Source organism: Mesorhizobium sp. LSHC412B00, assembly GCF_000503035.1.
Lineage (GTDB): Bacteria > Pseudomonadota > Alphaproteobacteria > Rhizobiales > Rhizobiaceae > Mesorhizobium.
The window spans coordinates 254,964-280,738 of record NZ_AYWB01000004.1 but is presented as its reverse complement, the minus strand read 5'-3'; the positions used below and the strand labels follow the sequence as shown (position 1 = coordinate 280,738).

The 25,775-nt window shown below is 64.2% G+C and carries 26 protein-coding genes and 1 pseudogene; 18 read left to right on the top strand and 9 right to left on the bottom strand.

Annotation, left to right across the window (positions count from 1 at the left end; genetic code table 11):
* Positions 1-22: 22 nt before the first annotated feature.
* The 6 genes from X757_RS154560 (at position 23) to X757_RS154585 (ending at position 5,317) form a co-directional block, all read left to right on the top strand.
* Positions 23-445, top strand: a complete 423-nt coding sequence (locus tag X757_RS154560) for a PqqD family protein (protein ID WP_023725910.1) — start codon at positions 23-25, stop codon at positions 443-445.
* 153 nt (positions 446-598) lie between these two features.
* A complete protein-coding gene (locus X757_RS154565; protein ID WP_023725909.1) occupies positions 599-1,648 on the top strand; it encodes a hypothetical protein in 1,050 nt (349 codons plus the stop codon).
* The gene (locus X757_RS154570) at positions 1,645-2,388 is read left to right on the top strand and encodes a glycosyltransferase family A protein (RefSeq protein WP_023725908.1); all 744 of its coding nucleotides are present in this window, start codon (positions 1,645-1,647) and stop codon (positions 2,386-2,388) included. Before X757_RS154565 ends, X757_RS154570 begins: the two co-directional genes overlap by 4 nt.
* Positions 2,389-2,421: 33 nt before the next feature.
* Positions 2,422-3,174, top strand: a complete 753-nt coding sequence (locus X757_RS154575; protein WP_023725907.1) for a glycosyltransferase — start codon at positions 2,422-2,424, stop codon at positions 3,172-3,174.
* Complete coding sequence (locus tag X757_RS154580) at positions 3,159-3,851, top strand: glycosyltransferase family A protein (RefSeq protein WP_245275049.1); 693 nt, start codon at positions 3,159-3,161, stop codon at positions 3,849-3,851. Before X757_RS154575 ends, X757_RS154580 begins: the two co-directional genes overlap by 16 nt.
* Positions 3,851-5,317 (top strand): nucleotidyltransferase family protein, encoded by a 1,467-nt coding sequence (locus tag X757_RS154585; protein ID WP_023725905.1) that lies wholly within the window; start codon positions 3,851-3,853, stop codon positions 5,315-5,317. Before X757_RS154580 ends, X757_RS154585 begins: the two co-directional genes overlap by 1 nt.
* A 45-nt stretch (positions 5,318-5,362) precedes the next feature.
* Here the strand turns inward: X757_RS154585 and X757_RS154590 are convergent, their stop codons facing one another.
* The 6 genes and pseudogenes from X757_RS154590 to X757_RS154615 form a co-directional block, all read right to left on the bottom strand.
* Complete coding sequence (locus X757_RS154590) at positions 5,363-6,103, bottom strand: FAD-binding oxidoreductase (protein WP_023725904.1); 741 nt, start codon at positions 6,101-6,103, stop codon at positions 5,363-5,365.
* A complete protein-coding gene (locus X757_RS154595) occupies positions 6,100-6,711 on the bottom strand; it encodes a sulfite oxidase-like oxidoreductase (RefSeq protein ID WP_023684287.1) in 612 nt (203 codons plus the stop codon). The genes X757_RS154590 and X757_RS154595 overlap by 4 nt, the downstream gene beginning before the upstream one ends.
* Positions 6,712-6,844: 133 nt before the next feature.
* Positions 6,845-7,075, bottom strand: a pseudogene (locus X757_RS154600) (PDZ domain-containing protein); the annotation flags it as partial.
* Between the two features lie 15 nt (positions 7,076-7,090).
* Positions 7,091-7,855, bottom strand: a complete 765-nt coding sequence (locus X757_RS154605; protein ID WP_031196287.1) for an MBL fold metallo-hydrolase — start codon at positions 7,853-7,855, stop codon at positions 7,091-7,093.
* On the bottom strand, positions 7,855-9,021 hold the full coding sequence (locus tag X757_RS154610) for a diphosphate--fructose-6-phosphate 1-phosphotransferase (protein ID WP_023724176.1): 1,167 nt from the start codon (positions 9,019-9,021) through the stop codon (positions 7,855-7,857). The genes X757_RS154605 and X757_RS154610 overlap by 1 nt, the downstream gene beginning before the upstream one ends.
* Positions 9,022-9,120: 99 nt before the next feature.
* A complete protein-coding gene (locus tag X757_RS154615) occupies positions 9,121-9,888 on the bottom strand; it encodes a L,D-transpeptidase (RefSeq protein WP_023668871.1) in 768 nt (255 codons plus the stop codon).
* A 229-nt stretch (positions 9,889-10,117) separates the two neighbouring features.
* Here X757_RS154615 and X757_RS154620 point away from each other — a divergent pair, with 229 nt between their 5' ends.
* The 3 genes from X757_RS154620 (at position 10,118) to xylB (ending at position 13,627) form a co-directional block, all read left to right on the top strand.
* Positions 10,118-10,741 carry a LysE family translocator gene (locus X757_RS154620; protein ID WP_023696914.1) on the top strand — a complete coding sequence of 208 codons (624 nt, stop codon included), beginning with the start codon at positions 10,118-10,120 and terminating at the stop codon, positions 10,739-10,741.
* Between the two features lie 24 nt (positions 10,742-10,765).
* On the top strand, positions 10,766-12,091 hold the full coding sequence (locus X757_RS154625) for a tetratricopeptide repeat protein (RefSeq protein ID WP_023725903.1): 1,326 nt from the start codon (positions 10,766-10,768) through the stop codon (positions 12,089-12,091).
* 81 nt (positions 12,092-12,172) lie between these two features.
* Positions 12,173-13,627 carry a xylulokinase gene (xylB, locus tag X757_RS154630; RefSeq protein WP_023703618.1) on the top strand — a complete coding sequence of 485 codons (1,455 nt, stop codon included), beginning with the start codon at positions 12,173-12,175 and terminating at the stop codon, positions 13,625-13,627.
* 191 nt (positions 13,628-13,818) lie between these two features.
* On the opposite strand, the gene X757_RS154635 is transcribed toward xylB, so the two are convergent.
* Positions 13,819-14,181, bottom strand: coding sequence for a nuclear transport factor 2 family protein (locus X757_RS154635; RefSeq protein ID WP_023725902.1), 363 nt, complete (start codon positions 14,179-14,181; stop codon positions 13,819-13,821).
* A gap of 113 nt (positions 14,182-14,294) precedes the next feature.
* Here X757_RS154635 and xylA point away from each other — a divergent pair, with 113 nt between their 5' ends.
* A complete protein-coding gene (gene xylA / locus X757_RS154640) occupies positions 14,295-15,620 on the top strand; it encodes a xylose isomerase (RefSeq protein WP_023725901.1) in 1,326 nt (441 codons plus the stop codon).
* Positions 15,621-15,826: 206 nt separating this feature from the next.
* Positions 15,827-16,030, top strand: coding sequence for a hypothetical protein (locus tag X757_RS154645; RefSeq protein ID WP_023702513.1), 204 nt, complete (start codon positions 15,827-15,829; stop codon positions 16,028-16,030).
* A 61-nt stretch (positions 16,031-16,091) separates the two neighbouring features.
* Here the strand turns inward: X757_RS154645 and X757_RS154650 are convergent, their stop codons facing one another.
* On the bottom strand, positions 16,092-17,072 hold the full coding sequence (locus tag X757_RS154650) for a GlxA family transcriptional regulator (RefSeq protein WP_023725900.1): 981 nt from the start codon (positions 17,070-17,072) through the stop codon (positions 16,092-16,094).
* Positions 17,073-17,148: 76 nt separating this feature from the next.
* On the opposite strand from X757_RS154650, the gene X757_RS154655 reads away from it, so the two are divergent.
* From X757_RS154655 to X757_RS154685, 7 genes are all read left to right on the top strand, one after another.
* A complete protein-coding gene (locus tag X757_RS154655; RefSeq protein ID WP_023668863.1) occupies positions 17,149-18,072 on the top strand; it encodes a 3-keto-5-aminohexanoate cleavage protein in 924 nt (307 codons plus the stop codon).
* A gap of 14 nt (positions 18,073-18,086) precedes the next feature.
* A complete protein-coding gene (locus X757_RS154660; RefSeq protein ID WP_023702512.1) occupies positions 18,087-18,710 on the top strand; it encodes an HD domain-containing protein in 624 nt (207 codons plus the stop codon).
* Between the two features lie 2 nt (positions 18,711-18,712).
* The gene (locus X757_RS154665) at positions 18,713-19,807 is read left to right on the top strand and encodes a 3-hydroxyacyl-CoA dehydrogenase NAD-binding domain-containing protein (protein WP_023702511.1); all 1,095 of its coding nucleotides are present in this window, start codon (positions 18,713-18,715) and stop codon (positions 19,805-19,807) included.
* 5 nt (positions 19,808-19,812) lie between these two features.
* Positions 19,813-20,976, top strand: a complete 1,164-nt coding sequence (locus X757_RS154670) for an acyl-CoA dehydrogenase family protein (protein ID WP_023668860.1) — start codon at positions 19,813-19,815, stop codon at positions 20,974-20,976.
* A 3-nt stretch (positions 20,977-20,979) separates the two neighbouring features.
* Positions 20,980-23,058 carry an acetate--CoA ligase family protein gene (locus tag X757_RS154675; RefSeq protein ID WP_023702509.1) on the top strand — a complete coding sequence of 693 codons (2,079 nt, stop codon included), beginning with the start codon at positions 20,980-20,982 and terminating at the stop codon, positions 23,056-23,058.
* Positions 23,051-23,833 carry a carnitinyl-CoA dehydratase gene (locus X757_RS154680; protein WP_023696923.1) on the top strand — a complete coding sequence of 261 codons (783 nt, stop codon included), beginning with the start codon at positions 23,051-23,053 and terminating at the stop codon, positions 23,831-23,833. Before X757_RS154675 ends, X757_RS154680 begins: the two co-directional genes overlap by 8 nt.
* A gap of 130 nt (positions 23,834-23,963) precedes the next feature.
* Positions 23,964-24,905, top strand: coding sequence for an alpha/beta hydrolase (locus X757_RS154685; RefSeq protein WP_023696924.1), 942 nt, complete (start codon positions 23,964-23,966; stop codon positions 24,903-24,905).
* A 6-nt stretch (positions 24,906-24,911) separates the two neighbouring features.
* On the opposite strand, the gene X757_RS154690 is transcribed toward X757_RS154685, so the two are convergent.
* Positions 24,912-25,775, bottom strand: coding sequence for a hypothetical protein (locus X757_RS154690; protein WP_023696925.1), 864 nt, complete (start codon positions 25,773-25,775; stop codon positions 24,912-24,914).

Sequence of the window (25,775 nt, the reverse complement as noted above, 5' to 3'; positions counted from 1 at the left end):
GCATGGAACGGGGGACAGAGCGATGCAACAGCGGGTCTACGCGGTCGCAAGCAAGGACATCGTTTTCGAATCATTCGATGGCGAAGCCGTCGTTCTCGATCTTTCGAACGGTAAGTATTTCGGCTTTTCCGATTCCGGCAGCCGGGTCTGGCAGGCTTTGTCGTCCGGCGTCGCCACTGAAGCGCTGGTCGGAGCTGCCGCGGCCGCCGCAAAAATAAGCCTGGCCGACCTCGAAAGCTTCGTTGCCCGACTGCTCGATTTCGGGTTGCTTGCACCAGCCGAAACACCGGCGCAACCGCTTTCGGGCGAGCTGTCGTCTGCGCTTGCTGCCAGCAATGAGCCGCTCAAGGTCGATGTCCACGACGACCTTGCCGATCTCATCATTGTCGACCCGATCCATGAGGTCGAGGAACCTCTCGGCTGGCCGGCGGTGAAACAGGCATAATCGTTTCCCTAAAGCGCGTCGCGTTTGAACGGACTCAGGCGACGCGGTTTAGATCTTTGATTTTATGCATGTCGTCGTCTCAAAACCGGGGCCACCCCGAGCGACATGCATCAGGCGACCCGGCGCAATTCGGGACGCTGGAACAACGAACACATGCCTTTGATCACGCTGCAAACCCTGCCGGATTATGCCCGCCATGTGCTGGCGGCCGCGGAAAGCGCCGCCGCCTTCTATCCCGTTACCGCCGGGGTGCGGTTGCCGGGACTGGACCTGAGTGTCCACCTCGACCATGGCACGCTGGCGGAAGCCATGAGCCATGCCTTCATACCGGCCCCGGAAAATCCGTCTGCATCTGACGGCTGCCGCATTTTCGTCGCCCACCCGGCCATCGATGGCGTCCCCGCCCCGGCCACCTGGGGCCGAGGCGATTACAACCATCATGCCTTTGCCAACCGGCTGGAAGAGGCCGGATTGCGCGGCAGCTACTATCATGATCTCGACTTCTGGCAGTTCCATGATCCGCAACGCCATGTCGGGGCGCAGCTGATGATGTCGGCCGACGCCTTTCCGCCATGGGAACAAGGGGCGCCGCTGCGCGCCTTCCTGCATTGGGAATATGCGGCGCGCGGCATGCGGCTCACCCATGCCGGCACGCTGGGCATCGATGGCAAGGGCGTGTTGCTGGCGGGCTCCGGCGGAGCCGGCAAATCGGGAACGGTCGTCGCCGGCCTGCTCAATGGGCTCGATAGCGTCGGCGACGACTATGTGCTGATCGACCGGACCGGGGGGGTGACGGCCTATCCGCTGTTTGCCACGCTCAAGCAGGATCCGGAGGGCTTCAAGCGGCTGAAGCTGGAGGAGCGGCTAAAGTCGTACCAACCGCTGAACTGGCAAGGCAAGCATGCCTTTCACATCAACGAGATCGCGCCTCGACCAACTCCTGCAAGTCTGGACATTATTGCTTTGATAGTGCCCCATATCAGGGGAGGTGCGAGAAGCTCGGTCATGCCCATATCGCGCAAGGATGCCATGATCGCCTTGGCCCCGTCAGGAATCGTGCAGATGCCGGGCGAGCGGGAAGCGGGCTTTCGCTTTTTCAGCGAGCTTACCCGCGACCTGCCATGCTACCGGCTGTCGCTGGGGACCGAGCCGCGCGAGATCGCCGGCACGATTGCGGATTTCGTCCTTCGGGGCGCTGCATGAAGTTGAGCATCATTGTGCCGGTCTACAATCGGGAGATCTATGTCGTTTCGACGTTGCGGTCCCTGCTCAGGCAACGCGACGATGCCGATCTCGATATCATCGTTGTCGACGACGGCTCGACCGACAGCTCCGTTGAAGCCGTCCGCGCCATCATGCGGGAAGCGTCGTGCATCCGCCTGTTCCAGCAGGCCAACCAGGGCGTGGCCAACGCCCGCAACACAGGGCTGAGGCAGTTGCTGCCGCAAACCGAACTGGTGTCGTTCCTGGATTCGGACGACGTCTCGCCGGCTGGACGATTCAAGGCTGGCCTACCCCTGTTCGCGGCCGACCCTGCGCTCGAGCTGACCTACTCGCTGATGACGCGCGTCGATCTCATGGACGACGAAGCCCTTCAGCCGGCACCGGGCGGCGCAGGTCCCACCGTGCGCGGCGTCAGCCTTAGCGCCGGGATATTCCGCAGGGCACTCATCGACCGTACAGGTGCTTTCGACGAGGAGTTCCGGCAGGGCGAAGACGCCGACTATCTGCTGCGCATTTTCGAAACCAGCCCAAAGCACATTTTTCCCGACACCGTCGCGGTATACTACCGGCGCCACCCCGGCAATTTGACCAAGCAAAGGGATGTGGCGGTGCGCGAATACCTACGTGTAATTCAGAAATCCTTGCGGCGGCGCAAGGCCGATCCGTCGCGGCGCCCGGTCGAGGGGCTTTTCGAGATCAAGCGCCCGGCAGAGTGGTGAAAGAATGAATAGATCACAGCCTGGAATGCGTGCGTGAAGCTGAGCGTGATCATGCCGGTCTACAACCGCGAACGCCATGTCGGCTCGGCGCTGCGCTCGCTGCTGAGGCAGCGCGATGCCGCCGATCTCGACATCATCGTTATCGATGACGGTTCGACCGACAGTTCGGTGGCGGTCGTGCGCTCGCTGATCGCGGAGGCGCCGTGCATTCGCCTTTTCCAGCAGCAGAATGCCGGGGTGACGCGGGCACGCAACGCGGGCTTGCGGCAATTGCTGCCGCAGACCGGGCTGGTATCGTTTCTCGATTCCGACGACATTTCCCCGCCGGGCCGCTTCAAGGCGGATCTGGCCTGTTTCGACGCAGACCGCACCCTCGAGCTCACCTATTCGCGCATGACGCTGGTCGACGACATAGATGACGATACGCTGGAGCCGACAGCCGACAGCCACTCGGTGACGGTTCGCGGCATTCACCTGTCTCCCGCTATCTTCGTCCGGCGATTGGTCGAACGCATCGGCAGCTTCGACGAGGATTTCCACCAGGCCGAGGACACCGACTATCTGCTGCGCACTTTCGAAAGCGGGCCGAAATTCACGATGCCCGACACTGTTGCGCTCTATTACCGGCGCCATCCCGGCAACATGACCAGGCAGGCCGATGTTCCTTTTCGCGAATTCATGCGCGCCGTCTACAAGTCGATGAAACGGCGCGAGGCCGACCGCTCCTTGCACCCTGTCGACGGCATCTTCGATTTCAAGGAACTTGCGAATTGGCGTTTCCTGTGATGGCCAGCTACGGCGTCGTCATTCCGGCCTTCAACGCGACCGCCACCATCGCCGAGACGCTGCGATCGGTCGCGGCCCAGACGGTCCAGCCCGACGCCATAATCGTCGTCGATGACGGCTCGACCGACGATACGGTCGCGGTGGTCAATTCGCTGGGCATGCCGGTGCAGGTGTTGCGCCAGGACAATGCCGGACCAGGCAGCGCCACCACCAGGGGCATCGCCGCGCTGGCGACGACCTTCGTCGCCACGCTCGATGCGGACGATCTGTGGCTGCCGACCAAGATCGAAAGGCAGCTGGAGCAATTCGAGCGGTTTCCCGCGACGGCAGGAGTCTTTGCCCACTGGCGGACGTTTCGCGATGACAAGCCCGATGTGCAACAGGACGTGGCCGTGGCGGGCTGGTCGCGCACGACGATGATGATCCGCCGGGAGGTAGCCGAGGCCGTCGGTCCGATCATCGACCCGCAAGGCGGTCGCGGCGACATGGTCGACTGGATCGCCCGTGTCCGCGAGGCGGGCTTTGCGCTTGCCATGCTCGACGATGTCCTAACCTTGCGCCGCATCCGGCCCGACAGCATGTCCTATGGACGCGACCCCGTGCGCGACCGCGGTTATGTCGAAGTCGTAAGGCTGGCCATGCAAAGGCGAGCAGCGAAAAAGGCGAGCGCCGACTGATGGCCAATGCCATGCGCCGTATCGGCCGTCGGTTTCCGGACTATGGTTGGTCATGGCCCACTGGCGGCCTCGACCAGTTGCTGAAGGCCGCATTGCTCCCCGATGAAGAGGCGGCCGGGGGCTATGCGGCGCGCTGGCTCGACGAGAACGATATCGACCATGCTGCTTTCCGCGAGCATCGGCTGCTGGCCGCGATCTCCGACAGGTTCGGCCGCAAGCTCGCTGGGCATCCAGCCTATCCACGTCTTGTCGGCCTGCAAAAGATGCTGTGGACCAAATCGCGACTGGCTGCGCGCGAGGCCGAGCCGGCGCTACAGGCCATGATCGACGCCGGCTGCGCGGTGATGCTTATCAAAGGCGCCAGCCGCATCGCCGTCAACGCGTCGGCGCAGCGCGGCCGGGTGGCGCATGACATCGACATACTGGTGCGCCCGCAGGCCATGATTGCCGCCTTCGATGTGCTTAGCGAACGCGACTGGCAGATCGCCACCGGCGTCAGTCCGCAATATCTGCGCACCAGGCTGGCGTCCTTGCGTTCGATGAATTTTTTCAAGGGCAGTTTCGGCGACATCGACCTGCACCAGCTCGCTTATGACGGGTCGCAGCAAAGCGCGGAAGATGATCTGGCGATCTGGCAGCGGGCGCTGTCAGCCGATTTCAATGGCGTCCGCGTGCTTGTGCCCTCTCCGGCCGACCGCATGGCGCTCGCCATCGCACATGGCGGCCTCGATGCCCACACCCACAGCGACTGGCTGGTCGACTGTGCGGTCGCCATCGAGAGTGGCGCAGTCGACTGGGGCGTGTTCGCCGACATCGTCGCCAAGCGGGGCCTCGCCGTCGCCGCGGCGGTGGCGCTCTCCTATCTCTGCCTGGAGATCGGCATTGCGGTGCCGGAGGCCGAACTTGCAAAGACGATTGAGTTGGCCGACCGCGCCGGCCTGTCGCGCTGGTCCTCGGTGCTGCAGGCCAAGCCGCGCACCGATTTCGGCGGCCTCGTTTGGCTGTCGCGCGGCTTTGCCAAGCAGTTGCGCCTCAAACGCAAAAAGGGCCGCCTGCAGCAGCCGACGCCCGCCGTCTGGCGCGGCAGGCCGACATTGCGCAAGGCAAGAGCGACGTCGGCGCCGTTTGCACTTTCCCAGCCCCTGCCGCGTCCGGACAGGACTGGAGCGATGGTGCTGGACGTCACCGTCAGGATCGTCGTTCCACCAATCCGGCGCCGCATTGAGATGGAAATCAATGCCGGCAGCGGCCATGTCGCCCGCCTGCGTTCCATGGTGATCAGCCGCGCCGGCGGCGGACGTGTGCTGCGCTTTCGCGGCAAGGTAACGGTGGACGACACCGGCCGGCCTCTGGTGATCGAGGCACGGCCATCGCGCCAGTTCCGCAACTGGGACAATGAGGCCGAAGTCGCCGCCTATGGCGCGCTGCCGTTCCAATTGCTGTCGGCAAGGTTTTCACCCGCCTAAGAGCGGTTCGCTGTCTCCATGAAACGGTGAACCACTGTGGCCCTCTCAGACGCCATAGCGCTCGGTGCGGATGATTTCCGCTGGTATGCCGGCGTCGATCAGCGCCCGGGCAGCCGCCGAGACGAAGGTGTTCGACCCGCAGACGAAGGCGAGCGCCGGCGGCCGCGGCAGCCGCGTGAGCGCCTGCATGACCATTGCCGTGTCGATGCGCCTCGAATAGTCGGACGGGCGCCGTGCCGCCTCGCGCGTCAGCGTAAGCACCAGCTCGAACCCGTCGCGGCGGTCACCGAGACCGATCAGCTCGTCGCGGAAGATCACCTCGTCCCAGACCCGCACCGAAAAGATCAGCGCCACCGGCACCGCCGATTTGCGCAAGGTCCGGTGACGCACCATCGCCATCAGCGGCACGACGCCGGAGCCGCCGCCGACCAGAAGCAGCGGCCCGCCATCCCCATCGGACCAGACGAAATGGCCGCCGAGCGGCCCGCGCAGTTCGATCTCGTCACCGACCGCGGCGATGTCGTGGAAGAAGGGCGAGACTTCACCGTCGTCGAGCTTCTCGATCGCCAGCTCGATCGTGGCGCCGCTCTCCGGCGCCGAGGCGATGGAATAGGAGCGGCGCGCTTGGTAGCCGTCAGGCGCAGTCAGCCTGACATCGACATGCTGTCCGGCGCGATAGGCGAATGGCCGTGACAGCGCGAAGAAGAAACTGGTGACGCGTGGCGTCCGCTTTTCGATCCGGGTGATTTTCGCCGTCTGCCAGGGAGATTGCGGCGCTTCGCTCATGGATCGCCGCTATAGCGCTGCTCGCGCCACGGGTCGCCATAGATGTGATAGCCGCGCAATTCCCAGAAGCCCGGCTCGTCGCGCTCGGTGAACTGCAGCCCGTTCAGCCATTTGGCCGATTTCCAGAAATAGAGATGCGGCACCAGGAGCCGCGCCGGGCCGCCATGGTCGGCAGTGATCGGCTTGCCTTCATAAAGCAGCGCCACCATCGCCTTCCCCGCGGTGAGATCCTTAGCCGGCACGTTGGTGGTGTAGCCGTCATAGCCATGCGCCAGCAGGAAGCCGGTCGGCGCTTCGATGCCGGCGTCGGCAAGAATGTCGTCGACCAGCACGCCTTGCCAGGCGGTATCGAACTTGGTCCAGGCGGTAACGCAATGGATGTCGCGCGTCATCTTGGTCAAGGGCAGCGCGTTGAACTCGGCCCAGTTCCATTTCTTGATCGGGCGTGGCCCGTGCTTGAGCGTGAACGACCAGTCCTCGGTGCGCACGCGCGGCGTCGGCCCCGCCGACAGCACCGGAAAGCCCTGTTCGAGATACTGACCGGGCGGAATGCGCGCATCGGTCTCCGTCGGAGGCTTTCGACCGGAGGAAAAACCGCGAGTGACCATCGGACCGTCCGTTTTAGCAGGCCATTGCCGGCCTGCCGTAATGTTCTCGAAGATGTCGCAGCGGGCAACAGGAATTTTGGCGACGCCGTGCGGCAGGCCTGCCGATCGTTCAGCGAGCCCGCCGCATCATGACTCAACCGGCGGCGAAGGGTACGGCGACGAAGATTTGCGCGTCGCCCCGGTCGACCAAAAGCAGCACCGACTTCCGGCCCGATCTGCCGGCCTCGGCGATCGCCTGGTTGGCTTGCCGCGCATCCCGCACGGGCGACCGGTCGACGGCGACGATGACGTCGCCCGGCTGCAGGCCGGCATTGGCAGCTGCCTTGTCCGGATTGACGCGCTCGACCACGGCGCCACGCTGGTTCCAATCCCAATGTCGTCAGAGGCCTCCGGTGCGCCTGAGATAGGCTGTGGCGATCTCGCGCATCCGGTTGCCGTCGAAGCTCGGCCCATGGCCGCCATGGCCGAGGCGAACAGGCAGGTCAAGGAGCCGCTGCATGGTACGGCGATAATCAGGCCGGGAGGAATCCGGCAGGTCGTCGATCAGCGTGGAATCGTAGATGGCGTCGCCGGCAAAGAACAGGCCGTCTGCCTCGTCGAACAAAGCGATCGAATCCGGCGAATGTCCGGGCAGATGCAGGACGCGGAACTGCCGGTCGCCGAGGTCGACGATGTCGCCCTCGTCCAGCGTGCGCGTCAGCGGCGCCGGCGGAATCTTGTAGTCGGCCGCCGTCCAGCCCGGCGCCGGCAATTTCGAAACGGCGCCGTCGAGATTACAAAACATGTAGGCGTAGGTCACCTGATCGTTCATGGTCTCGAAATGCTCGGCACTGTGCCGCGGCCCGGCGCGCAGCGGAAACTCGTGCAGCGAGCCGACATGGTCGAGATGGATGTGGGTGGCGACAACGATGAGCGGCTTGCCCTCGGGCGTGTCGATCTCAGGCGCCAGCGGGCAGATGCCCATGCCGGTGTCGACCAGCAGGTCGGCGTCGCGTCCCCTGAAATGCCAGATGTTGGCGCGCACGAAATCATGCACGAACGGCTCGGTCAGCATCGTCGTGCGGTCGTCGATGATCGTCTTGCCGAACCAGTCGCCGACAACGCGCTCGCCACCAAAACGGGTGCCGCCAAAACGGCCGCCCATCAGACGAAGGGCTTTCCCACCTTGTATTTTTCCGGCCCCAGCCGCTTCAGGTAAGCCATGCCCGCTTCCGACAGCTGGTTGACATCGGGCTTCATGAAATCGTCGGGCATATGGCGCGTCTTGCCGGCGACGTTCTTCAGCGGCACCTTCTTCAGCAAGGTTTTCGTGCCGTCATATTGCAGCGCCACCGAGCCACCGCCTTCGCCGGCAACGGCAACCGCGAAGGCGCCGGCGTCGAAAGCCTCCTGCGCGTCGACGGCACTGATCGAGCCGACATAGCCGCGCGGCATGTAGCCAAGCGCATCGACGCGGGCGCGCTTGCCCGGCAGGCCTTCGGCGAGCGCACGTTCCAGAGCTGACGGCAGGTCGCTGCCCGACAGTTTGACGTTGCCATGCGCGTCGCGCTCGAGCTTGTCCGGCGGCACCAGGCTTTCGACCAGCGCCTTGCCGTCGGCGGTGCTGACACCTTCGGAGACGGCGACGATGCAGCGCTTGTGGCGGTCGAGCGTGGCGCGCACGTCGTCGATGAAACCGGCGGCGGAGAATGGCCGTTCCGGCACGTAGACCAGATGCGGGCCGCTGTCGGGATCGAGCTGCCAGGCTGCAGCCGCCGCGGTGAGGAAGCCGGCATGCCGGCCCATGACGATGCCGACATAGATGCCGGGCAATGCGCGGAAATCGAGATCGACGGACAGGAAGGCGCCGGCGACGAATTCGGCCGCCGAGATGAAGCCCGGCGTGTGGTCGTTTTCCTCGAGGTCGTTGTCGATGGTTTTTGGCGCATGGACGAAAGCGATGCTGCCGCCGGCGGCGTCGGTCAGGATCTGCTGCGTGCCCGACGTGTCGTTGCCACCGATGTAGATGAAAGCGTCGGCGCCGGCCTTCTTCAACCCGTTGAGGATGACTTCGCAATAGGCAGCGTCGGGCTTGTCGCGTGTCGAGCCGAGCGCGGCACTCGGCGTGCCGGCGATCAGCCGCAGCCGGTCCTCGGGGATGGCGGAGAGGTCGACATAGTTGCCGTCACGAATGCCGCGCACGCCGTGGAGCGAGCCCAGCACCTTGGCGCCGGGATGGCGCTTGCGGACTTCCAGCGTGGCCCCGACAACCGTCTGGTTGATGACGGCGGTCGGGCCGCCGCCCTGTGCGATGACAAACGTTCCAGCCATGCTCGATCTCTCCCGGCGCTGTGGTTTTCAAGGCACCTTGGCCTAGCTTGCCGCATCGCGCAACGGGAGTTTCCAGCGGCGCCAAACCGCCGCACAGGATCAGACGACCACGACCGGGTTCTTCTTGGAAACGCGGCTGTAGAGGTCGATGATATCCTGGTTGATCAGGCGCACGCAGCCCGACGACATCGCCTGGCCGATGCTCGCCCATTCCGGCGAACCGTGTATGCGGTAGCCGGTGTCCTTGCCGTCCTGGTAGATGTAAAGAGCGCGTGCGCCGAGCGGGTTGGTGAGGCCACCGGGCTGGCCGTTTTGCCACTTCACCAGTTCCGGCTTGCGCTGGATCATCTCCGGCGGCGGCGTCCAGGTCGGCCATTCCTTGCCGTACTGGATGTTGGCGCGGCCGGACCAGCGGAAGCCGTCCTTGCCGATGCCGACGCCGTAGCGGATGGCGTCGCCGCCCTCCTGCACCAGATAGAGCTTTCGCTCCTGCAGATGGACGACAATGGTGCCGGGCGCCTCGCCGGTCTCGTTGACGACGATCTGGCGGCGGAACTCCGGCTTGACCTTCTGATAGGGCACCGCCGGCACTTCGAAGCCGCCATCGTTGAGCGAAGCGTACATGACATCGGGGCCGGTGACGTTCTTGTCGACGCTGATCGCCGGACGGATCGGCCGCACCGAGCCGGTGACCGTGTCATCCAGCTGGAATTGCGGCAGCTCGAGCGTCGAAGTGCTGCAGCCGGCCATGCCGAGCAGCGTCATGGCGCCGGCCCCTGACAGGACGAAGCGGCGGGAATAGAGATGTTCGGTCTCGTTTGCGTCGCCATTTGCTGGCGGCGTCACATTCTGCGGCAACTCACGCATGCACCCAAACCCTACGCTGTCGGCGGGAAACACGGTCCGGCCGGATAGCAGGCAGTTTCGCCAAACATGGTTGAAAAAGGGTGAAGGCCCAACGACCGGTCTTAAGCCTGTGCCGCCAATAGCCGCAGCGATCTGGCGAAATGGTCCGCCGTGCATTTTTGGGAGAGGGCTCTTTACATTCCTCCGCACACGAGGATTTATCCTTTTCTTTGCGCTCAAGGAGACAAAGATGTCGTTCGAAAACTGGGCCGCCTTCGCCGCCGCCTCCACCGTCCTGCTCATCATTCCGGGCCCGACCATTCTTCTGGTCGTGTCCTATGCGCTGGGCCAGGGCTGGCGCACTGCCTTGCCGATGGCCGTCGGCGTGGCGCTGGGCGACTTCACCGCCATGACCCTGTCGATGCTGGGCATCGGCGCGCTGCTGGCCGCGTCGGCGACCGTGTTCACCATTCTGAAGCTGATCGGCGCCTGCTATCTGATCTATCTCGGGGTAAAACTGTTTCGCGCCGGCGGCGCGCTCAAAGCCGAACCACGCACAGATGCCGTCTCGGCCGCCAAGATGATGGCGCACGCCTGGCTGGTCACCGCACTCAACCCGAAGAGCATCACCTTCTTCGTCGCCTTCCTGCCGCAGTTCCTCAACCGGGAAGCCGATTTCTGGACACAGATGCTGATCTTCGAAGCGACCTTCCTGGCGCTCGCCTTCGCCAATGCCTTCGGCTACGCGCTGATCGCGGCGCGCGCCCGCAACGTAGTACGCAACCCCAAGGCGATCCGCATCTTCAACCGCACCGGCGGCACGCTGCTGGTCGGCGCCGGCATCGCCACGGTGGCGATGCGCTCGGGCAATTAGGAACTGCGGAGCATCAGGGCCGATATGGCAGTAAGAGATCCATTCGGCCTAATGTTTTCGGGCGCGACCGAGGCCGGGTTTTCACCCTACAGCCAGGCCGTGCATGAATTGCAATGCTTCGTCGGCGACCCGGTCGGCTCCGTTGACCGCGCCATATCGGCGGATCCCGGTTTCGTCATGGCGCATGTCTTCAAGGGGTATCTGTTCGGCCTCGCCACCGAACGCGAGGCAACGGCGGTCGCCCAGGCATGCCATGCTGCGGCACTGCCGCTTGCCGCGACGCCGCGCGAACAGGCGCATGTGGCGGCCCTTGGCCACCTTGCCGCGGGACGCTGGCATGACGCCGCGCGCCTGCTCGAAGATATCGCCATCGACAACCCGCTCGACGCGGTGGCGTTGCAGGTCGGCCACCAGATCGACTTCTTCACCGGCAATGCCCGCATGCTGCGCGACCGTATCGGCCGCGCGCTGCCGTCCTGGCAGAGCGGCATGCCAGGTTACCACGCCATTCTCGGTATGCAGGCCTTCGGTCTGGAGGAGATGGGCGACTATATCAGAGCCGAAAGTTTCGGCCGACAGGCGATCGAGATCGAGCCGCGAGACGGCTGGGCGCAGCATGCGGTCGCCCATGTCATGGAGATGCAGAGCCGGCAACGGGACGGCATCGCCTGGATGCGCGCCAACCCCGAGGCGTGGACCAAAGAAAACTTCCTGCAGGTGCATAATTGGTGGCATCTCGCGCTGTTCCACTACGATCTCGGCGAGACCGATGAGGTGCTCAAACTCTATGACGGGCCGATCTATGGCGAGCGTTCGACGCTGGCGCTGAACATGGTCGACGCCTCCGCGATCCTGTGGCGGCTTTATCTCGGCGGTGCCGATGTCGGCGACCGCTGGGCAGCGCTCGCTGCCAACTGGGCGCCGAAGGCTGGAGCCGGCAATTACGCCTTCAACGATGCGCATGCGATGATGGCATTTGTCGGCACCGGGCTGGAAGGGCCGGCCAAGATCTTGCTCGAAGCCCAGCACGAGGCGATGCGCGGCAGCGACGACAACGCCGCCTTTACCCGGGATGTCGGCCAGCCACTGACGGAAGGCATCAAGGCATTCGGCGAGGGCAATTACAGCGAAGCGGTGCGCCTGATTCGACCGATCCGCGCCATTGCCCATCGCTTTGGCGGCAGCCACGCCCAGCGCGATGTGATTGATCTCACGCTGATCGAGGCGGCGTTGCGCGCCGGTGACCCAGCGCTTGCCCGGGCGTTGACGGCCGAGCGCGCACTGGCCCGGCCGGACAGTCCGCTTTCGGCGCTGTTTTCGCAACGCGCCGCCAATTTGTCAGAGAATTGACCCGCGGCGGATCTTGTTTTAAAAAATGGCAAGCCAGATTTTTTCGAGACCCGAAAAAATTAATGGCAATGGGAGGAATGCATGTATCTCGGCCTCGATCTCGGCACGTCGGGCGTCAAGGCGCTGTTGATCGATGCCGGGCAGAAGATCATCGGCTCCGGCCATGCTTCGCTTGACGTATCGCGGCCGCATCCCGGCTGGTCCGAACAAAACCCCACGGACTGGATCCGCGCCTGCGAGACGGCCATTGCCGAGCTGAAAGCCTCGCACCCGAAAGAGCTTGCCGCGGTCAAGGGCATCGGCCTTTCCGGCCATATGCATGGCGCCACCTTGCTCGATGCCGGCGACCAGGTGCTGCGCCCCTGCATTCTGTGGAATGATACGCGCAGCCACGCTGAGGCCGCGGCGCTCGATGCCGACCCGCGCTTTCGCCAACTCACCGGGAATATCGTCTTCCCCGGCTTCACGGCGCCGAAACTCGCCTGGGTGAAGAACAATGAGCCCTCCGTCTTCGCCAAAGTGGCGAAGGTGCTTTTGCCGAAGGATTTCCTGCGGCTGTGGCTGACCGGCGAGCATATCTCAGAAATGTCCGACTCGGCCGGCACCTCCTGGCTCGATGTCGGCAAACGGCGCTGGTCCCCCGAGTTGCTTGCGGCGACATCGCTCGACGAAAGGCAGATGCCGTCGCTGGTCGAAGGCACGGAGAAGGCCGGAGCCTTGCGCGCCGAACTGGCCGCCAGCTGGGGCATAGCATCGGGCACCCCGGTTGCCGGCGGCGCCGGCGACAATGCTGCTTCGGCCTGCGGCATGGGCACGGTCGGCGCCGGCCACGCTTTTGTGTCGCTGGGCACATCTGGCGTGCTGTTTGCCGCCAACGCTTCCTACCTGCCCAATCCGGCAAGTGCGGTCCACACCTTCTGCCATGCCCTGCCCAACACTTGGCACCAGATGGGGGTCATCCTGTCTGCGACCGACTCGCTGAACTGGCTGTCGGAGATTTCAGGCAAGAAGGCCGGCGAATTGACCGCCGAACTTGGCGATGTGCTGAAAGCGCCGAGCGGGGTGTCGTTCCTGCCCTATCTCTCGGGCGAGCGCACGCCGCACAATGATTCCGCCATTCGTGGGTCCTTCACCGGACTGGCGCATGAATCCGGCCGCGCAGTGCTGACGCAGGCCGTGCTAGAAGGCGTCGCCTTCGCCTTCCGAGACAGTCTCGAAGCCTTGAAGACGGCGGGCACGATCTTGACGCGGGTGACGGCGATCGGCGGCGGCTCGCGCTCGCGCTACTGGCTGAAGGCGATCGCCACGGCGCTGCAGGTGCCGGTGGACATTCCGGCCGACGGCGATTTCGGCGCGGCGTTTGGGGCGGCAAGGCTTGGGCTGATCGCTGCAATCGGAGCCGATCCGCTGGCGGTGTGTACGGCGCCGAGGACGGATGCGACGATCGAACCGGATGTCCCGCTTGGCGGGGCGTATGCCGATGCCTATCAGCGCTACCGGGCGCTGTATCCGGCGATCAAGGGCGCCATGGCGTGAGTGAGCGCGAGGCACCCCCCTCTGCCCTGCCGGGCATCTCCCCCGCAAGGGGGGAGATCGGCAGCGTCGGCGGGTATGCCAGTCTTGTAAGGTGGGTGATTAGCGAAGGCGTGGATGCCAGCCAATCTCCCCCCTTGCGGGGGAGATGCCCGGCAGGGCAGAGGGGGGTGTCTCGCGCCACCCTTAATCGATCACTGCGCCGACACCTTGTCGAGAAACCCGGTGACGCTCTTCAGACGGCCGTTCTCGATAACACCGATATCGGTGCCTTCGATAACCGACGGCACGCCTTCCGGCCCAAGATTCCACGAGAAGCGGATGCGGTTGCCAAACCCGTCCGGCGTACCCTTCAGCGAGAACCGGAAGCCGGCGAAGCGCTGCTGTACGCCGTCGATCAGCCCAGCAACGCCGGCGTGGCCGTCGCCCTGCATGAGCGGATCGCGGTAGCTGACGTCTTCGGTGAAGGTGGCCTTGAGCAGTTCGGCACGGCGATCCGCATCGGCCTCGTTCCAGGCGGTGATGTAGTTCTCGGCGATCGTGTTGAGGTCGGTCATGGTCTGTCTCCTTCGTTGAGTGGCTTTGACACGAGCCTTTTCACCCCAAGCGAGAGCGAAACCAATTACGCCTGAGGTAATCAGGGCGAACTATTCGAGAGAGGACAGAAATCATGAGCAGCGGATTTTTCGGCGACATCAAAGCGATCAAGTATGAGGGGCCGGATTCGACCAATCCGCTGGCCTACCGCTTCTACAATCCCGACGAGGTGGTGGCCGGCAAACGGCTGGAAGACCATCTGCGCTTCGCCGTCGCCTACTGGCATTCTTTCGCCTGGCCGGGCGGCGATCCCTTTGGCGGCCAGACCTTCGACCGGCCCTGGTTTCCCAAGGCTGGCGGCATCGACACGATGGAGCTGGCCAAGCTGAAAGCTGACGTCGCCTTCGAGATGTTCTCGCTGCTCGGCGCCCCCTATTTCTGCTTCCACGACGCCGACGTGCGGCCCGAGGGAAAGGATTTCTCCGAAAGTGCCGCGCGGCTCGACGAGATCGGCGACTATTTTGCCGCCAAGATGAAGAAGACCGGCGTCAAGCTGCTCTGGGGCACGGCCAACCTGTTCTCCAACCGCCGCTTCATGTCGGGCGCCGCCACCAATCCCGATCCGGATGTCTTCGCCTATGCGGCGGCGACGGTGAAAAGCTGCATCGACGTCACCAAGCGGCTGAAGGGCGAGAATTATGTACTGTGGGGCGGGCGCGAGGGCTATGAAACGCTGCTCAACACCGATCTTGCCCGCGAGCAGGAGCAGGCCGGGCGCTTCCTCCATCTCGTCGTCGACTACAAGCACAAGATTGGCTTCAAAGGCACGATCCTGATCGAGCCGAAGCCGCAGGAGCCGACCAAGCATCAGTACGACTACGACGTTGCCACGGTCTACGGTTTCCTCAAGCGCTTCGGGCTGGAGAAGGAAGTGAAGCTGAACATCGAGCAGGGCCACGCGATACTTGCCGGCCATTCCTTCGAGCACGAGCTGGCGCTGGCCAATGCGCTCGGCGTCTTCGGCTCGATCGACATGAACCGCAACGACTACCAGTCGGGCTGGGACACCGACCAGTTCCCCAACAATGTGCCGGAGATGGCGCTGGCCTATTATCAGGTGTTGCAGGCCGGCGGCTTCAAGACCGGCGGCACCAATTTCGACGCCAAGCTGCGCCGCCAGTCGCTCGACCCGCAGGACCTGTTGATCGGCCATATCGGCGGCATGGATTCGTGCGCACGAGGTCTCAAGGCAGCCGCGAAGATGGTCGAGGACAAGGCGCTGTCGGGTCCGCTGGCCGAGCGCTATGCCGGTTGGAACACGGCCGAGGGCAAGGCGATGCTGTCGGGCAAGCGCTCGCTGGAAGACATCGCCGAGCGCGTGGTGAAGAAGAAGATCGAGCCGCAGCCACGCTCCGGCCGCCAGGAGTTGCTGGAAAACATCGTCAACCGCTACGTCTGAGGGCGGAAAGCCGATTCGTTGTGCTCAAGGGTGGCTGGATAACATTCCGGCCGCCCCGGAATGGGGTTTGCGCAAGACCCTATCCGACGACAAGGGTTTGCCCTTTGGCGCCCCTCAATGACCTCGCTCTTGCCTTCAAACTGCCGTCACGTATCTCGTATAAGAGGTCCGTTGTGGCGGGGTGAAAGGAAGGAGGCGAACCGATAATGCAATACGAACGCGAAATCGACGCCCTGCTCTCATCCGGCGAGACCGGATCGATCATCGACCGGCTGATGGCGCTGCCGCGGCCGACCGACAGCGTGAAAAACGAATGGGATCGGGCTGTCAGCAGCCGATTTGAACTCCGTCTGGCGAGGCAGATCCGCTCGCAGATGGACGCCGGCGGCGAACGACAGAACGCAGCCTGATCTCCCTTTGTCTGTGCATGTCGTTATCCCAAAACCGCGACACACTTTTGGGCGACATGCATCAACCTCGGCGCAGCCTGACCGGGGCTTCGCCGAACGCTCTTGAAAACGCTCTGGAAAATGCCGCGGCGGACGAGAACCCCGTCCGCCCGGCAATATCCGCCATGGCGATTCGCGTGTCGACCACCAGCCGACGCGCCGCGCCCAGCCGCAGTCTGAGATAGTAGGCGCCGGGCGTCTCGCCGATCGATTTTCGAAAGATGCTTTCCAGCGTGCGGGCCGTCACGCCCGCGCGTTTCGCCACCGCGTCGATGGTGAGCGGCTGGTCGACATGCGATTCCATCAGACGGATGGCCTGCGCCAGACGCGGATCGTAGCCGTCGAGCCGGCCGAGCGAGACCAGCGGCTGCGCATCGTTGGCGGCGCGCGCCTGGTCGTAGATGAAGACGCTGGCGACATCGAGCGCCACGGCCATGCCGAGCCGCGTGCGGATCAGATGCAGCATCAGGTCGAAGGTCGGCGACGCCCCGCCGGAGGTGAACACCGGCCCGTCGATGACGTAGCGGTCCGGGCGTACGTCGACGCCGGGAAAGGCGGAGGAAAAATCCTCCATGTCTTCCCAGTGGGTGGTGGCGCTGCGGCCTTCGAGCAGGCCGGCGCGCGCCACCAGCCAGGTGCCGGCCTCGACGCCGCCGCAGGCGCGAGCCGCGCGGGCCGCTCGCCGTAATCCGGAAAGCAGAGCCGATGTCGCGTAATTCTGGGTGCCGAAGCCGGCGACGACGACAAGCACGTCGCTCGGCTCGGCCGCATCGAAGCGGCCCCTGACCGCCACCGGCAGGCCGCATGTGGTGACCGGCGCCTCGCCGGTGACCGAGACCAGTTTGAAATCGAACAGCGTCTCGCCTGAGATGCGATTGGCGGCGCGCAGCGGGTCGACGGCCGACGCCACGCACATGATGGACGAGCCTGAAAACACCAGCAGCGTCACCTTGAGCGGCGATCGCTCGGCGCGAAAGATGGTCGGTTTTTCGCTTTTGATCATGAGAGCTTCGTAAATCGCAAAACAGTTTCCGGCAAGTCGGTCATTGTTGGGTCTGTTTCTATGGGAGGAGATGTCCATGCCGCTCGCGATGAACCGTGAGGTTTTCATTACCTGTGCCGTGACCGGGTCCGGCGGCTCGCAGGACCGCTCCCCGCATGTGCCACGCTCGCCCAAGCAGATCGCCGATTCTGCCATCGACGCGGCCAAGGCCGGTGCCGCCATCGTCCACTGCCATGTCCGCGACCCCGAGACCGGCAAGCCGCGCCGCGATGTCCATCTCTACCGCGAAGTGACGGACCGCATCCGCGCGGCAGAAGTCGATGTGATCCTGAACCTGACCGCCGGGATGGGCGGCGACATGGTGTTCGGCTCACCGGAAGCGCCGCTGCCGCTCAATGAAAAAGGCACCGACATGGGCGGCGCCACCAACCGCATGGAACATGTGCGCCAGTGCCTGCCGGAAATCTGCACGCTGGATTGCGGCACCATGAACTTCGCCGAGGCCGATTATGTCATGACCAACACGCCCGGCATGCTGCGCGCAATGGGCGGCATGATGACGGCGCTCGGCGTCAAGCCGGAGATCGAAGCCTTCGATACCGGCCACCTCTGGTTCGCCAAGCAGCTGGTCGAAGAAAAGGTCTTGAATCCCGACGCGCTGGTGCAGCTCTGCATGGGTGTGCCGTGGGGGGCGCCGGACGACCTCAACACCTTCATGGCCATGGTTAACAACGTGCCGTCGACCTGGAACTGGTCGGCCTTCGCCATCGGCCGCAACCAGATGGCCTATGCAGCCGCTGCAGTGCTCGCCGGCGGCAATGTCCGCGTCGGTCTCGAAGACAATCTCTGGCTCGACAAGGGCGTGCTGGCCACCAATGCGCAGCTCGTCGAGCGCGCGGCCAGCATCGTTACCAATCTCGGCGCCAGGATTTTGGGGCCGGAGGAAGTGCGCAGGAAGCTCAACCTCACCAAGCGGGCGCCGATCGCAGCGGCTGCTTAAGACGGGAGCGGATCATGGCTACCGTCAAATTCACTGCGATGAAGGATGGCGACAGGCAAGACTATGAGTTCCTGACCGCCCATGAGATCGACTATGCCGCCAGGACCGGCGAGCGGCTGCTCGACGCACTGGTGCAACTCGACGAAGGCCTGTCGGGCTACAAGATCACCAGGCTCGGCCATTCGCTGCAAGCGGCGACGCGGGCCTGGCGCGACGGCGCCGACACCGACTGGATCGCCTGCGCGCTGCTGCACGACATCGGCGACATCTACGCACCGTACAATCACGACGAATACGCCGCCTCGATCCTGAAACCTTTCGTGCGCGAGCAATGCACCTGGGTGGTGGAAAAGCATGGCGACTTCCAGCGGCTCTATTACGCGCATCATCTCGGCGGCAACCGCCATGCTCGCGACCGCTTCGCCGGCCATGCCTATTTCGACGATTGCGACCAGTTTTGCGAACGCTGGGACCAGTCGAGCTTCGACCCGGACTACGACACGCTGCCGATCGAATTCTTCCGGCCCTTCGTGCTCGAAGTCTTCGCCCGCAAGGCCTACGACCCCTCCGTGATCCGCGTTGGCGAGCGCGTGCCTCTCATCGACCCTCAAACCGCCAAGACAAAAACCGGAGCCTGACCATGAGCATCATCAACAAGGCAGCCGCCATTGGCGGCGGTGTCATCGGCGCCGGTTGGGTGGCGCGGTTGCTGCTCAACGGCATCGATGTGTCGATCTTCGATCCGGACCTGGAAGCGTCGCGCAAGGTCTCGGAAGTGATGAAGGGCGCGCGCCGCGCCTACAGGCAGATGGTTCCCGGCGGCCTGCCCAAGGAAGGCAGACTGACCTTTGCCAAGACCATCGCCGAGGCGGTGGCCGATGCCGATTTCATCCAGGAGAGCGTGCCGGAGCGGCTCGACCTCAAACACCGCGTACTGGCCGAGATCGATCTCTACGCGCCGGCCAACGCCATTGTCGGCTCGTCCACCTCGGGCATCAAGCCGACCGACATGCAGGTGGCGATGAAGAAGCATCCGGAGCGTCTGGTTGTCGGACATCCCTTCAACCCGGTCTACCTGCTGCCGCTGGTCGAGATCGTCGGCGGCGAGCAGACGTTCCCCGAAGCGATCGAGGTTGCCAAGGAAATCTATGCCTCGATCGGCATGAAGCCGGTGGTGATCCGCAAGGAGATCGAGGCCTTTGTCGGCGACCGCCTGCTGGAGGCGGCCTGGCGCGAGGCGCTGTGGCTGATCAAGGACGGCATCTGCACGGTCGAGGAACTCGACGACATCATGCGCTATGGCTTCGGCCTGCGCTGGGCGCAGATGGGCATGTTCCAGGTCTACCGCGTCGCCGGCGGCGAGGCAGGCATGCGCCACTTTATGGCGCAGTTCGGGCCGTGCCTGAAATGGCCGTGGACCAAGCTGATGGACGTGCCGGAGTTCAACGACGAGCTGGTCGATCTGATCGCCACCCAGTCGGACGACCAGGCGCATGGCCTGTCGATCCGTGAGCTGGAAAAGATCCGCGACGACAATCTGGTCGCGATCATGGATGCTCTGTCGAAACAGAACAAAGGCAAGGGCTGGGGCGCCGGCGCCTTGCACAAGGACTATACCAAGCAGTTGGCCAAGCTGGCGGCGAAGAAGCCGGCCGCATCCAGGGCCGCAGAAAAGGCCAAGGCATCGAAGCCGGTGAAGAAGGCGGAAAAGCCGAAGAAAAAGAAGAAGGGCTGAGGACCATGGATTTCGGTCTTTCGGAGGAACAGAAGCTCATTGTCGAGACGACGCGCGCGTTCGTCGAGAATGAGCTTTACCCGCATGAACGCGAGGTCGAGCGCACCGGCGTGCTGCGCCGCGAGTTGATCGAGGAGATCAAGGTCAAGGCAATCGAAGCCGGGCTCTATGCGGCCAACATGCCGGCCGATGTCGGTGGCGCCGGCCTCGATACGGTGACTTGGTTGCTCTACGAGAAGGAACTCGGCCGCGCCAACTATGCGCTGCACTGGACCTGCGTCGCGCGCCCCTCCAACATCCTGCTCGCCGGCACACCCGAGCAGCGCGAAAAATACCTGTTCCCGTGTATTCGTGGCGAGAAGTGGGACTGCCTGGCGATGACCGAGCCCGGCGCCGGCTCCGATTTGCGCGGCATGAAGGCGTCAGCCGTGCAGGACGGCGACGACTGGGTGCTCAATGGCACCAAGCATTTCATCAGCCACGCCGATCTTGCCGATTTCGCAATTAGTTTCATGGCTTCGGGCGAGGAAGAAACGCCGCGCGGCAAGCGCAAGAAGATCACCGCCTTCTTCGTCGACAAGGGCACCAAGGGGTTCACCGTGCGCGACGGCTACCGCAACGTCTCGCATCGCGGCTACACCAACGCCATCCTCGAATTCGACGATTGCCGCCTGCCGGCAAGCCAGGTGCTGGGTGAGGTCCACAAGGGCTTCGACGTCGCCAATTCCTGGCTCGGCGCCACGCGCCTGCAGGTCGGCGCCACCTGTCTCGGCCGCGCCGAGCGGGCACTCGGCCACGCCATCGAATACTCGGCGCAACGCCAGCAGTTCGGCCAGCAGATCGGCAAGTTCCAGGGCGTGTCGTTCAAGCTCGCCGACATGGCGACGGAACTGAAGGCGGCGGACCTGATGGTGTTCGAAGCCGGCTGGAAGTACGATCAGGGCACCGTCACCGATCAGGACATGGCCATGGCGAAGCTGAAGGCTACCGAAATGCTCGCCTTTGTTGCCGACGAAGCAATCCAGATCCATGGCGGCATGGGGCTGATGGATGACCTGCCGCTGGAGCGAATCTGGCGCGACGCCCGTGTCGAGCGCATCTGGGAAGGGACGTCGGAAATCCAGCGCCACATCATTTCGCGGGCGCTGCTGCGCCCGTTCGGGGCATAACCCATGCACAAGCTTGAGCGTCTGTTGCGCCCAAAATCCATCGCGGTGTTCGGCGGGGCCCAGGCCGCCGCCGTCGTCGCCCAATCGATCAAGATGGGCTTTGTCGGCGAAATCTGGCCGGTGCATCCGAACAAGGACGAGGTCGCCGGCCGCAAGGCCTATCGCTCGGTCGCCGAATTGCCCGGGGCGCCCGACGCCGCCTTTGTCGGCGTAAACCGGCATCTCACCATCGAGGTGATCAAGGCGCTGGCCAAGCGTGGCGCCGGCGGCGCCGTCTGTTTTGCCGCGGGCTTTCTTGAGACCGAGGCCTATGACGATGACGGCGAGCGGCTGCAGGCCGAACTGGTGGCTGCCGCGGGCCAGATGCCGATCATCGGGCCGAACTGCTACGGCCTGATCAACTATGCCGATGGCGCGCTGCTATGGCCCGACCAGCATGGCGGCATCAGGCTGCCCGAAGGCGCCAAGGGCGTCGCCATCATCACCCAGTCCTCCAACATCGCCATCAACATGACGATGCAGAAGCGCGGCCTGCCGATCGCCTTCCTGATGACCGCCGGCAACCAGGCGCAGACCGGCCTCTCCGAAATGGCGCTCGGCCTGATCGAGGACGAGCGCGTCACCTCGCTCGGCCTGCACATCGAAGCCTTCGATTCGGTAGCCGGCTTCGAGAAGCTGGCGGCGCGGGCGCGCGAACTGAAGAAGCCGATCATCGCCATGAAGGTCGGCCGGTCCGAACAGGCCAGGCAGGCGACCGTCTCGCACACAGCTTCGCTCGCCGGTTCGGATGCCGCTTCGGGCGCTTTCCTGCGGCGGCTCGGCATTGCGCGCGTCGATTCCATCCCCGCCTTTATCGAGGCGCTGAAGCTTCTGCACGTCACAGGACCACTGCCCGGCTATAGACTGTCATCGATGAGTTGCTCGGGCGGCGAAGCCTCTGTCATGGCCGACAGCGCCGAAGGCCGCTGGGTCAATTTCCCGGAGCTCACCAGCAAACACCGCGCCCATGTCAAATCGACGCTCGGGCCGCTGGTCGCGGTCGCCAACCCGTTGGACTATCACACCTTCATCTGGAACAATGAACCGGCGATGACCGCCACCTTCACCGCCATGGTGTCGGGCGGTTTCGACCTCAACATGCTGGTGCTCGATTTCCCGCGCCCCGACCGCTGCTCGGTCACCGACTGGTGGGCGACGCTGCGCGCCTTCGAGGCGGCGCTGAAGACCAACAAGGCGCATGGCGCGATTGTCTCGTCGCTGCCGGAGAACCTGCCGGAGGAATACACCGCCGAGCTGATGGCGCGCGGCATGGTGCCGTTGTTCGGCATTTCCGAGGCCATTGATGCCGCAGGCGCGGCGGCCTTCATCGGCTGGGCCTGGGCCGAGCCGCAGGCGCAGCCGATCGACACGTCGGCTGCAGGTGCTGCCGGCGGCGATCATGTCACCCCTGACGAGGCCGAAGCCAAGGCGCGGCTGATCGAGGCCGGCTTGCCGGTGCCGAAGGCCGAACGCGCCGCCAATGCCGTCGAAGCGGTGATTTCGTCGATGGCGCTCGGCTTCCCGGTGGCGTTGAAGGCGCTTGGCGTCACCCACAAGTCGGAAGTCGGCGCTGTCAGGCTTAACCTCAAGGACGCCGAATCCGTCAGCACCGCGGCGCACGATCTCTTGCCGCTCGGCACCGGGCTCTATGTCGAGCGCATGGTGCGCGACGGCGTTGCCGAACTGATTGTCGGCTTTACCCGCGACCCGATGTTCGGCGCCGTCATGACGCTGGGAACTGGCGGCGTGCTGGTCGAGCTGTTGCGCGACAGCGTGACCTTGATGCTGCCGGCAACGCGCGACGATATCGAGGCGGCGCTACGCGGCCTGAAACTGTTCCCTCTGCTTGAGGGCTATCGCGGCCGGCCGAAGGCCGATGTCGCCGCGGCCATCGACGCCATCGCGGGCATTGCCGGCTTCGTGCAGACGAATGCCGGAGAGATCGAGGAACTCGACATCAACCCGCTGATCGTCTGCGCCGAGGGCAAGGGCGCCTGGATCGCCGACGCGCTGCTGGTGCTGGGAGAGAAGAAGAATGTCTGACGTCATTTCCACCCGCCGCGAGGGCACCATCCTCGAGGTCACGCTCGACCGGCCCAAGGCCAACGCCATCGACCTCAAGACCTCGCGGCTGATGGGCGAGACCTTCAAGGCGTTCCGCGACGACCCGGAACTGCGCGTCGCCATCGTCAAGACCGCCGGCGACAAGTTCTTCTGCGCCGGCTGGGATTTGAAGGCAGCCGCCGGTGGCGACGCGGTCGACGGCGACTATGGCGTCGGCGGCTTTGCCGGCCTGCAGGAGCTGCGCGACATGAACAAGCCGGTCATCGCCTGCGTCAACGGCATGGCGGTCGGCGGCGGCTTCGAGTTGGCGCTGTCCTGCGACCTCATTTTCGCCTCCGACCACTCCTCCTTCGCACTGCCCGAAATCCGCGCCGGCACGCTAGCGGACGCCGCGACGATCAAACTGCCGAAGCGCATTCCCTATCATGTCGCCATGGACTTGCTGCTCACCGGCCGCTGGATGGATGTAGCGGAAGCGCATCGCTGGGGCCTGGTCAACGAAGTGTTGCCCAAGGAAAAGCTTGAAGACCGCGTCTGGGAGGTCGCAAGGCTACTGGCCAGCGGCCCGCCGCTGGTGTTTGCCGCGATCAAGGAGACGGCGCGGGTGGCCGAGGCGCTGACCTTCCAGGATGCCATGAACCGCGTCACGCGCCGGCAACTGGCGACGGTCGATGCGCTTTATGGCTCCGAGGACGGTATGGAAGGGTTCCGGGCGTTTGCGGAGAAGCGCGACCCGGTGTGGAAGGGGAAGTAGCCTCTTTACCCTCCCCTCGATGGGGAGGGTCGGACCGAAGGTCCGGGGTGGGGTGATGCGCCACCAACCCCCCCCCCCNCCCGCCGCTTCGCGGCGACCTCCCCCATCAAGGGGGAGGTAAAGGAGCTGCATGACCGACTACAAAACCCTCATCGATGCCGAGACCTGGGCCTTCATCGAGCGGACCAATTCCTATTACCCGCCCGATACGATCGACTACACCATCGCCCAGCAGCGTGCGATTTATGACCGGATGTGCCGCGAGTTCTTTGCCGGCTATCCCAATGGTGTGACGGCGGAAACGACTTTCATTGCCAACCGATCACACGACATCCCGATCCGCATCTATCGCAGCGCTACCCCGAACACGGCGGCGATGGTGCTCTACATCCATGGCGGGGGTTTCATCCTCGGCGGCCTAGACAGCCATGACGATGTCTGCGCCGAGCTCTGCGCCCGCACCGGTTACGAGGTGGGTTCCATCGATTACCGGCTGGCGCCGGAGCATTTGCACCCGGCCGCTTTCGACGATGCTTTACGTGCCTTCGAATGGGCAGCCAAAACCTACGACCGCCCTATTCTGCTGTGCGGCGACAGCGCCGGCGGCAATCTCTGCGCGGCTGTTGCTCACGCAACGCGTGGCCATGCCAAAAAGCCGATCGGCCAGGTGCTGATCTATCCGGGCCTCGGCGGCGACCGTTCGAAGGGCTCGTATGTCGCGCACGCCGAAGCACCGATGTTGACCATGCGCGATCTCGAATTCTACAAGCACATCCGCACCGGCGGCGCTGACGGTACTGGTGACATCACCTTGTCGCCGCTCGCCGACACCGATTTCACCAAACTGCCGCCAACCGTGCTGATCACCGCGCAATGCGACCCGCTGTCGTCCGACGGCGAGGCCTACCGCGACCGCATCCTTACCGCAGGCGGACACGCCAGCTGGTCCGAGGAGCCGGGGCTGGTGCATGGCTATCTCCGGGCCAGGCACACGGTCGGCCGGGCCCGCGCCAGCTTCAACCGTATCGTCGAAGCGGTGTCGGTGCTGGGCAAGGGCGACTGGATCTGGTGATCCGGCTCAACCGCGGACAAAGGCGATCAGTTCCTCAGCCATGCGATCGTTGAATTCCCGACGAAAGCGGTTTTTCTTCAGCCATTCAGGGTTTGAGCCGACGGTCTTGTTGGCATCCACGACAACGCCTTTGCCATCGACAATGAAATAGTCGATGGCGCCGAAGTCCAGGTTGAGCCGCTGCCGCACCGCCAGCACTTCCGGTGGCACGGCGCCGCCCACCTCATTGCTCAGGATTTTTGAGCCGGCGCACAACACATCGTCGTAGACCTGCCGCATGTTGACCTCGGCACCGAGCAGGAACATGTAGCGGTGCTTGACGATGGGCAGGTCGAGCGTATCGAAAGCGAACTTTTCCACCATCAGGCGATTGTTGCGCCATACATCCCGCGGAACCTCGCCGATCGTCTGGTAGACCTTATAGGGCGGGCACAGGCGGTCCTTGTAGCCGGGTTCGAAGAGCTTGCGGATGGCATGCGCGCTCCTGGTCAGGCCGTTGCGATGCTGCCACCAGCGCTGCTCTGGTCGGCCCCTGGAGTTGAGGACCGTCTTGACGACAACCGGCCCCTTGTGGCTGTCGCCGGCCTCCAGCTTCAGTGTCGAATAAAGGTGCCGGTGGATGGACAGCGCGCGGCCATTGATGGTGCGGTCGTAGAGGTGGCCGAGACCGCGGTACGTTGGCGGCACGATTGTCAGGTCGACATGCAGAAAGGCCACCGGCGCCCGATCTCGGCCGGCCGGCCGGTCGAGCAGGCGCACTTTCAATCCAGCCTGTTCCAGGTAAGGCAGTAACTGCGCGATGCAATAGCTCCGCACCAGTCGGAAATTGCGCAGGCTCTCTACATAGACATCGAGATCTGCGGCAGACAC

Bases quoted from the DNA above. Each gene is read 5' to 3' on its own strand.
- X757_RS154610 (WP_023724176.1), bottom strand. From the start codon at position 9,021: ATGGCTGGAACGTTTGTCATCGCACAGGGCGGCGGCCCGACCGCCGTC.
- xylA (WP_023725901.1), top strand. From the start codon at position 14,295: ATGAGCAGCGGATTTTTCGGCGACATCAAAGCGATCAAGTATGAGGGG.
- X757_RS154620 (WP_023696914.1), top strand. From the start codon at position 10,118: ATGTCGTTCGAAAACTGGGCCGCCTTCGCCGCCGCCTCCACCGTCCTG.
- xylB (WP_023703618.1), top strand. From the start codon at position 12,173: ATGTATCTCGGCCTCGATCTCGGCACGTCGGGCGTCAAGGCGCTGTTG.
- X757_RS154590 (WP_023725904.1), bottom strand. From the start codon at position 6,103: ATGAGCGAAGCGCCGCAATCTCCCTGGCAGACGGCGAAAATCACCCGG.
- X757_RS154685 (WP_023696924.1), top strand. From the start codon at position 23,964: ATGACCGACTACAAAACCCTCATCGATGCCGAGACCTGGGCCTTCATC.
- X757_RS154605 (WP_031196287.1), bottom strand. From the start codon at position 7,855: ATGGGCGGCCGTTTTGGCGGCACCCGTTTTGGTGGCGAGCGCGTTGTC.
- X757_RS154650 (WP_023725900.1), bottom strand. From the start codon at position 17,072: ATGATCAAAAGCGAAAAACCGACCATCTTTCGCGCCGAGCGATCGCCG.
- X757_RS154565 (WP_023725909.1), top strand. From the start codon at position 599: ATGCCTTTGATCACGCTGCAAACCCTGCCGGATTATGCCCGCCATGTG.
- X757_RS154595 (WP_023684287.1), bottom strand. From the start codon at position 6,711: ATGGTCACTCGCGGTTTTTCCTCCGGTCGAAAGCCTCCGACGGAGACC.
- X757_RS154625 (WP_023725903.1), top strand. From the start codon at position 10,766: ATGGCAGTAAGAGATCCATTCGGCCTAATGTTTTCGGGCGCGACCGAG.
- X757_RS154655 (WP_023668863.1), top strand. From the start codon at position 17,149: ATGCCGCTCGCGATGAACCGTGAGGTTTTCATTACCTGTGCCGTGACC.
- X757_RS154585 (WP_023725905.1), top strand. From the start codon at position 3,851: ATGGCCAATGCCATGCGCCGTATCGGCCGTCGGTTTCCGGACTATGGT.
- X757_RS154635 (WP_023725902.1), bottom strand. From the start codon at position 14,181: ATGACCGACCTCAACACGATCGCCGAGAACTACATCACCGCCTGGAAC.
- X757_RS154645 (WP_023702513.1), top strand. From the start codon at position 15,827: ATGCAATACGAACGCGAAATCGACGCCCTGCTCTCATCCGGCGAGACC.
- X757_RS154675 (WP_023702509.1), top strand. From the start codon at position 20,980: ATGCACAAGCTTGAGCGTCTGTTGCGCCCAAAATCCATCGCGGTGTTC.
- X757_RS154560 (WP_023725910.1), top strand. From the start codon at position 23: ATGCAACAGCGGGTCTACGCGGTCGCAAGCAAGGACATCGTTTTCGAA.
- X757_RS154680 (WP_023696923.1), top strand. From the start codon at position 23,051: ATGTCTGACGTCATTTCCACCCGCCGCGAGGGCACCATCCTCGAGGTC.
- X757_RS154670 (WP_023668860.1), top strand. From the start codon at position 19,813: ATGGATTTCGGTCTTTCGGAGGAACAGAAGCTCATTGTCGAGACGACG.
- X757_RS154665 (WP_023702511.1), top strand. From the start codon at position 18,713: ATGAGCATCATCAACAAGGCAGCCGCCATTGGCGGCGGTGTCATCGGC.
- X757_RS154660 (WP_023702512.1), top strand. From the start codon at position 18,087: ATGGCTACCGTCAAATTCACTGCGATGAAGGATGGCGACAGGCAAGAC.
- X757_RS154570 (WP_023725908.1), top strand. From the start codon at position 1,645: ATGAAGTTGAGCATCATTGTGCCGGTCTACAATCGGGAGATCTATGTC.
- X757_RS154615 (WP_023668871.1), bottom strand. From the start codon at position 9,888: ATGCGTGAGTTGCCGCAGAATGTGACGCCGCCAGCAAATGGCGACGCA.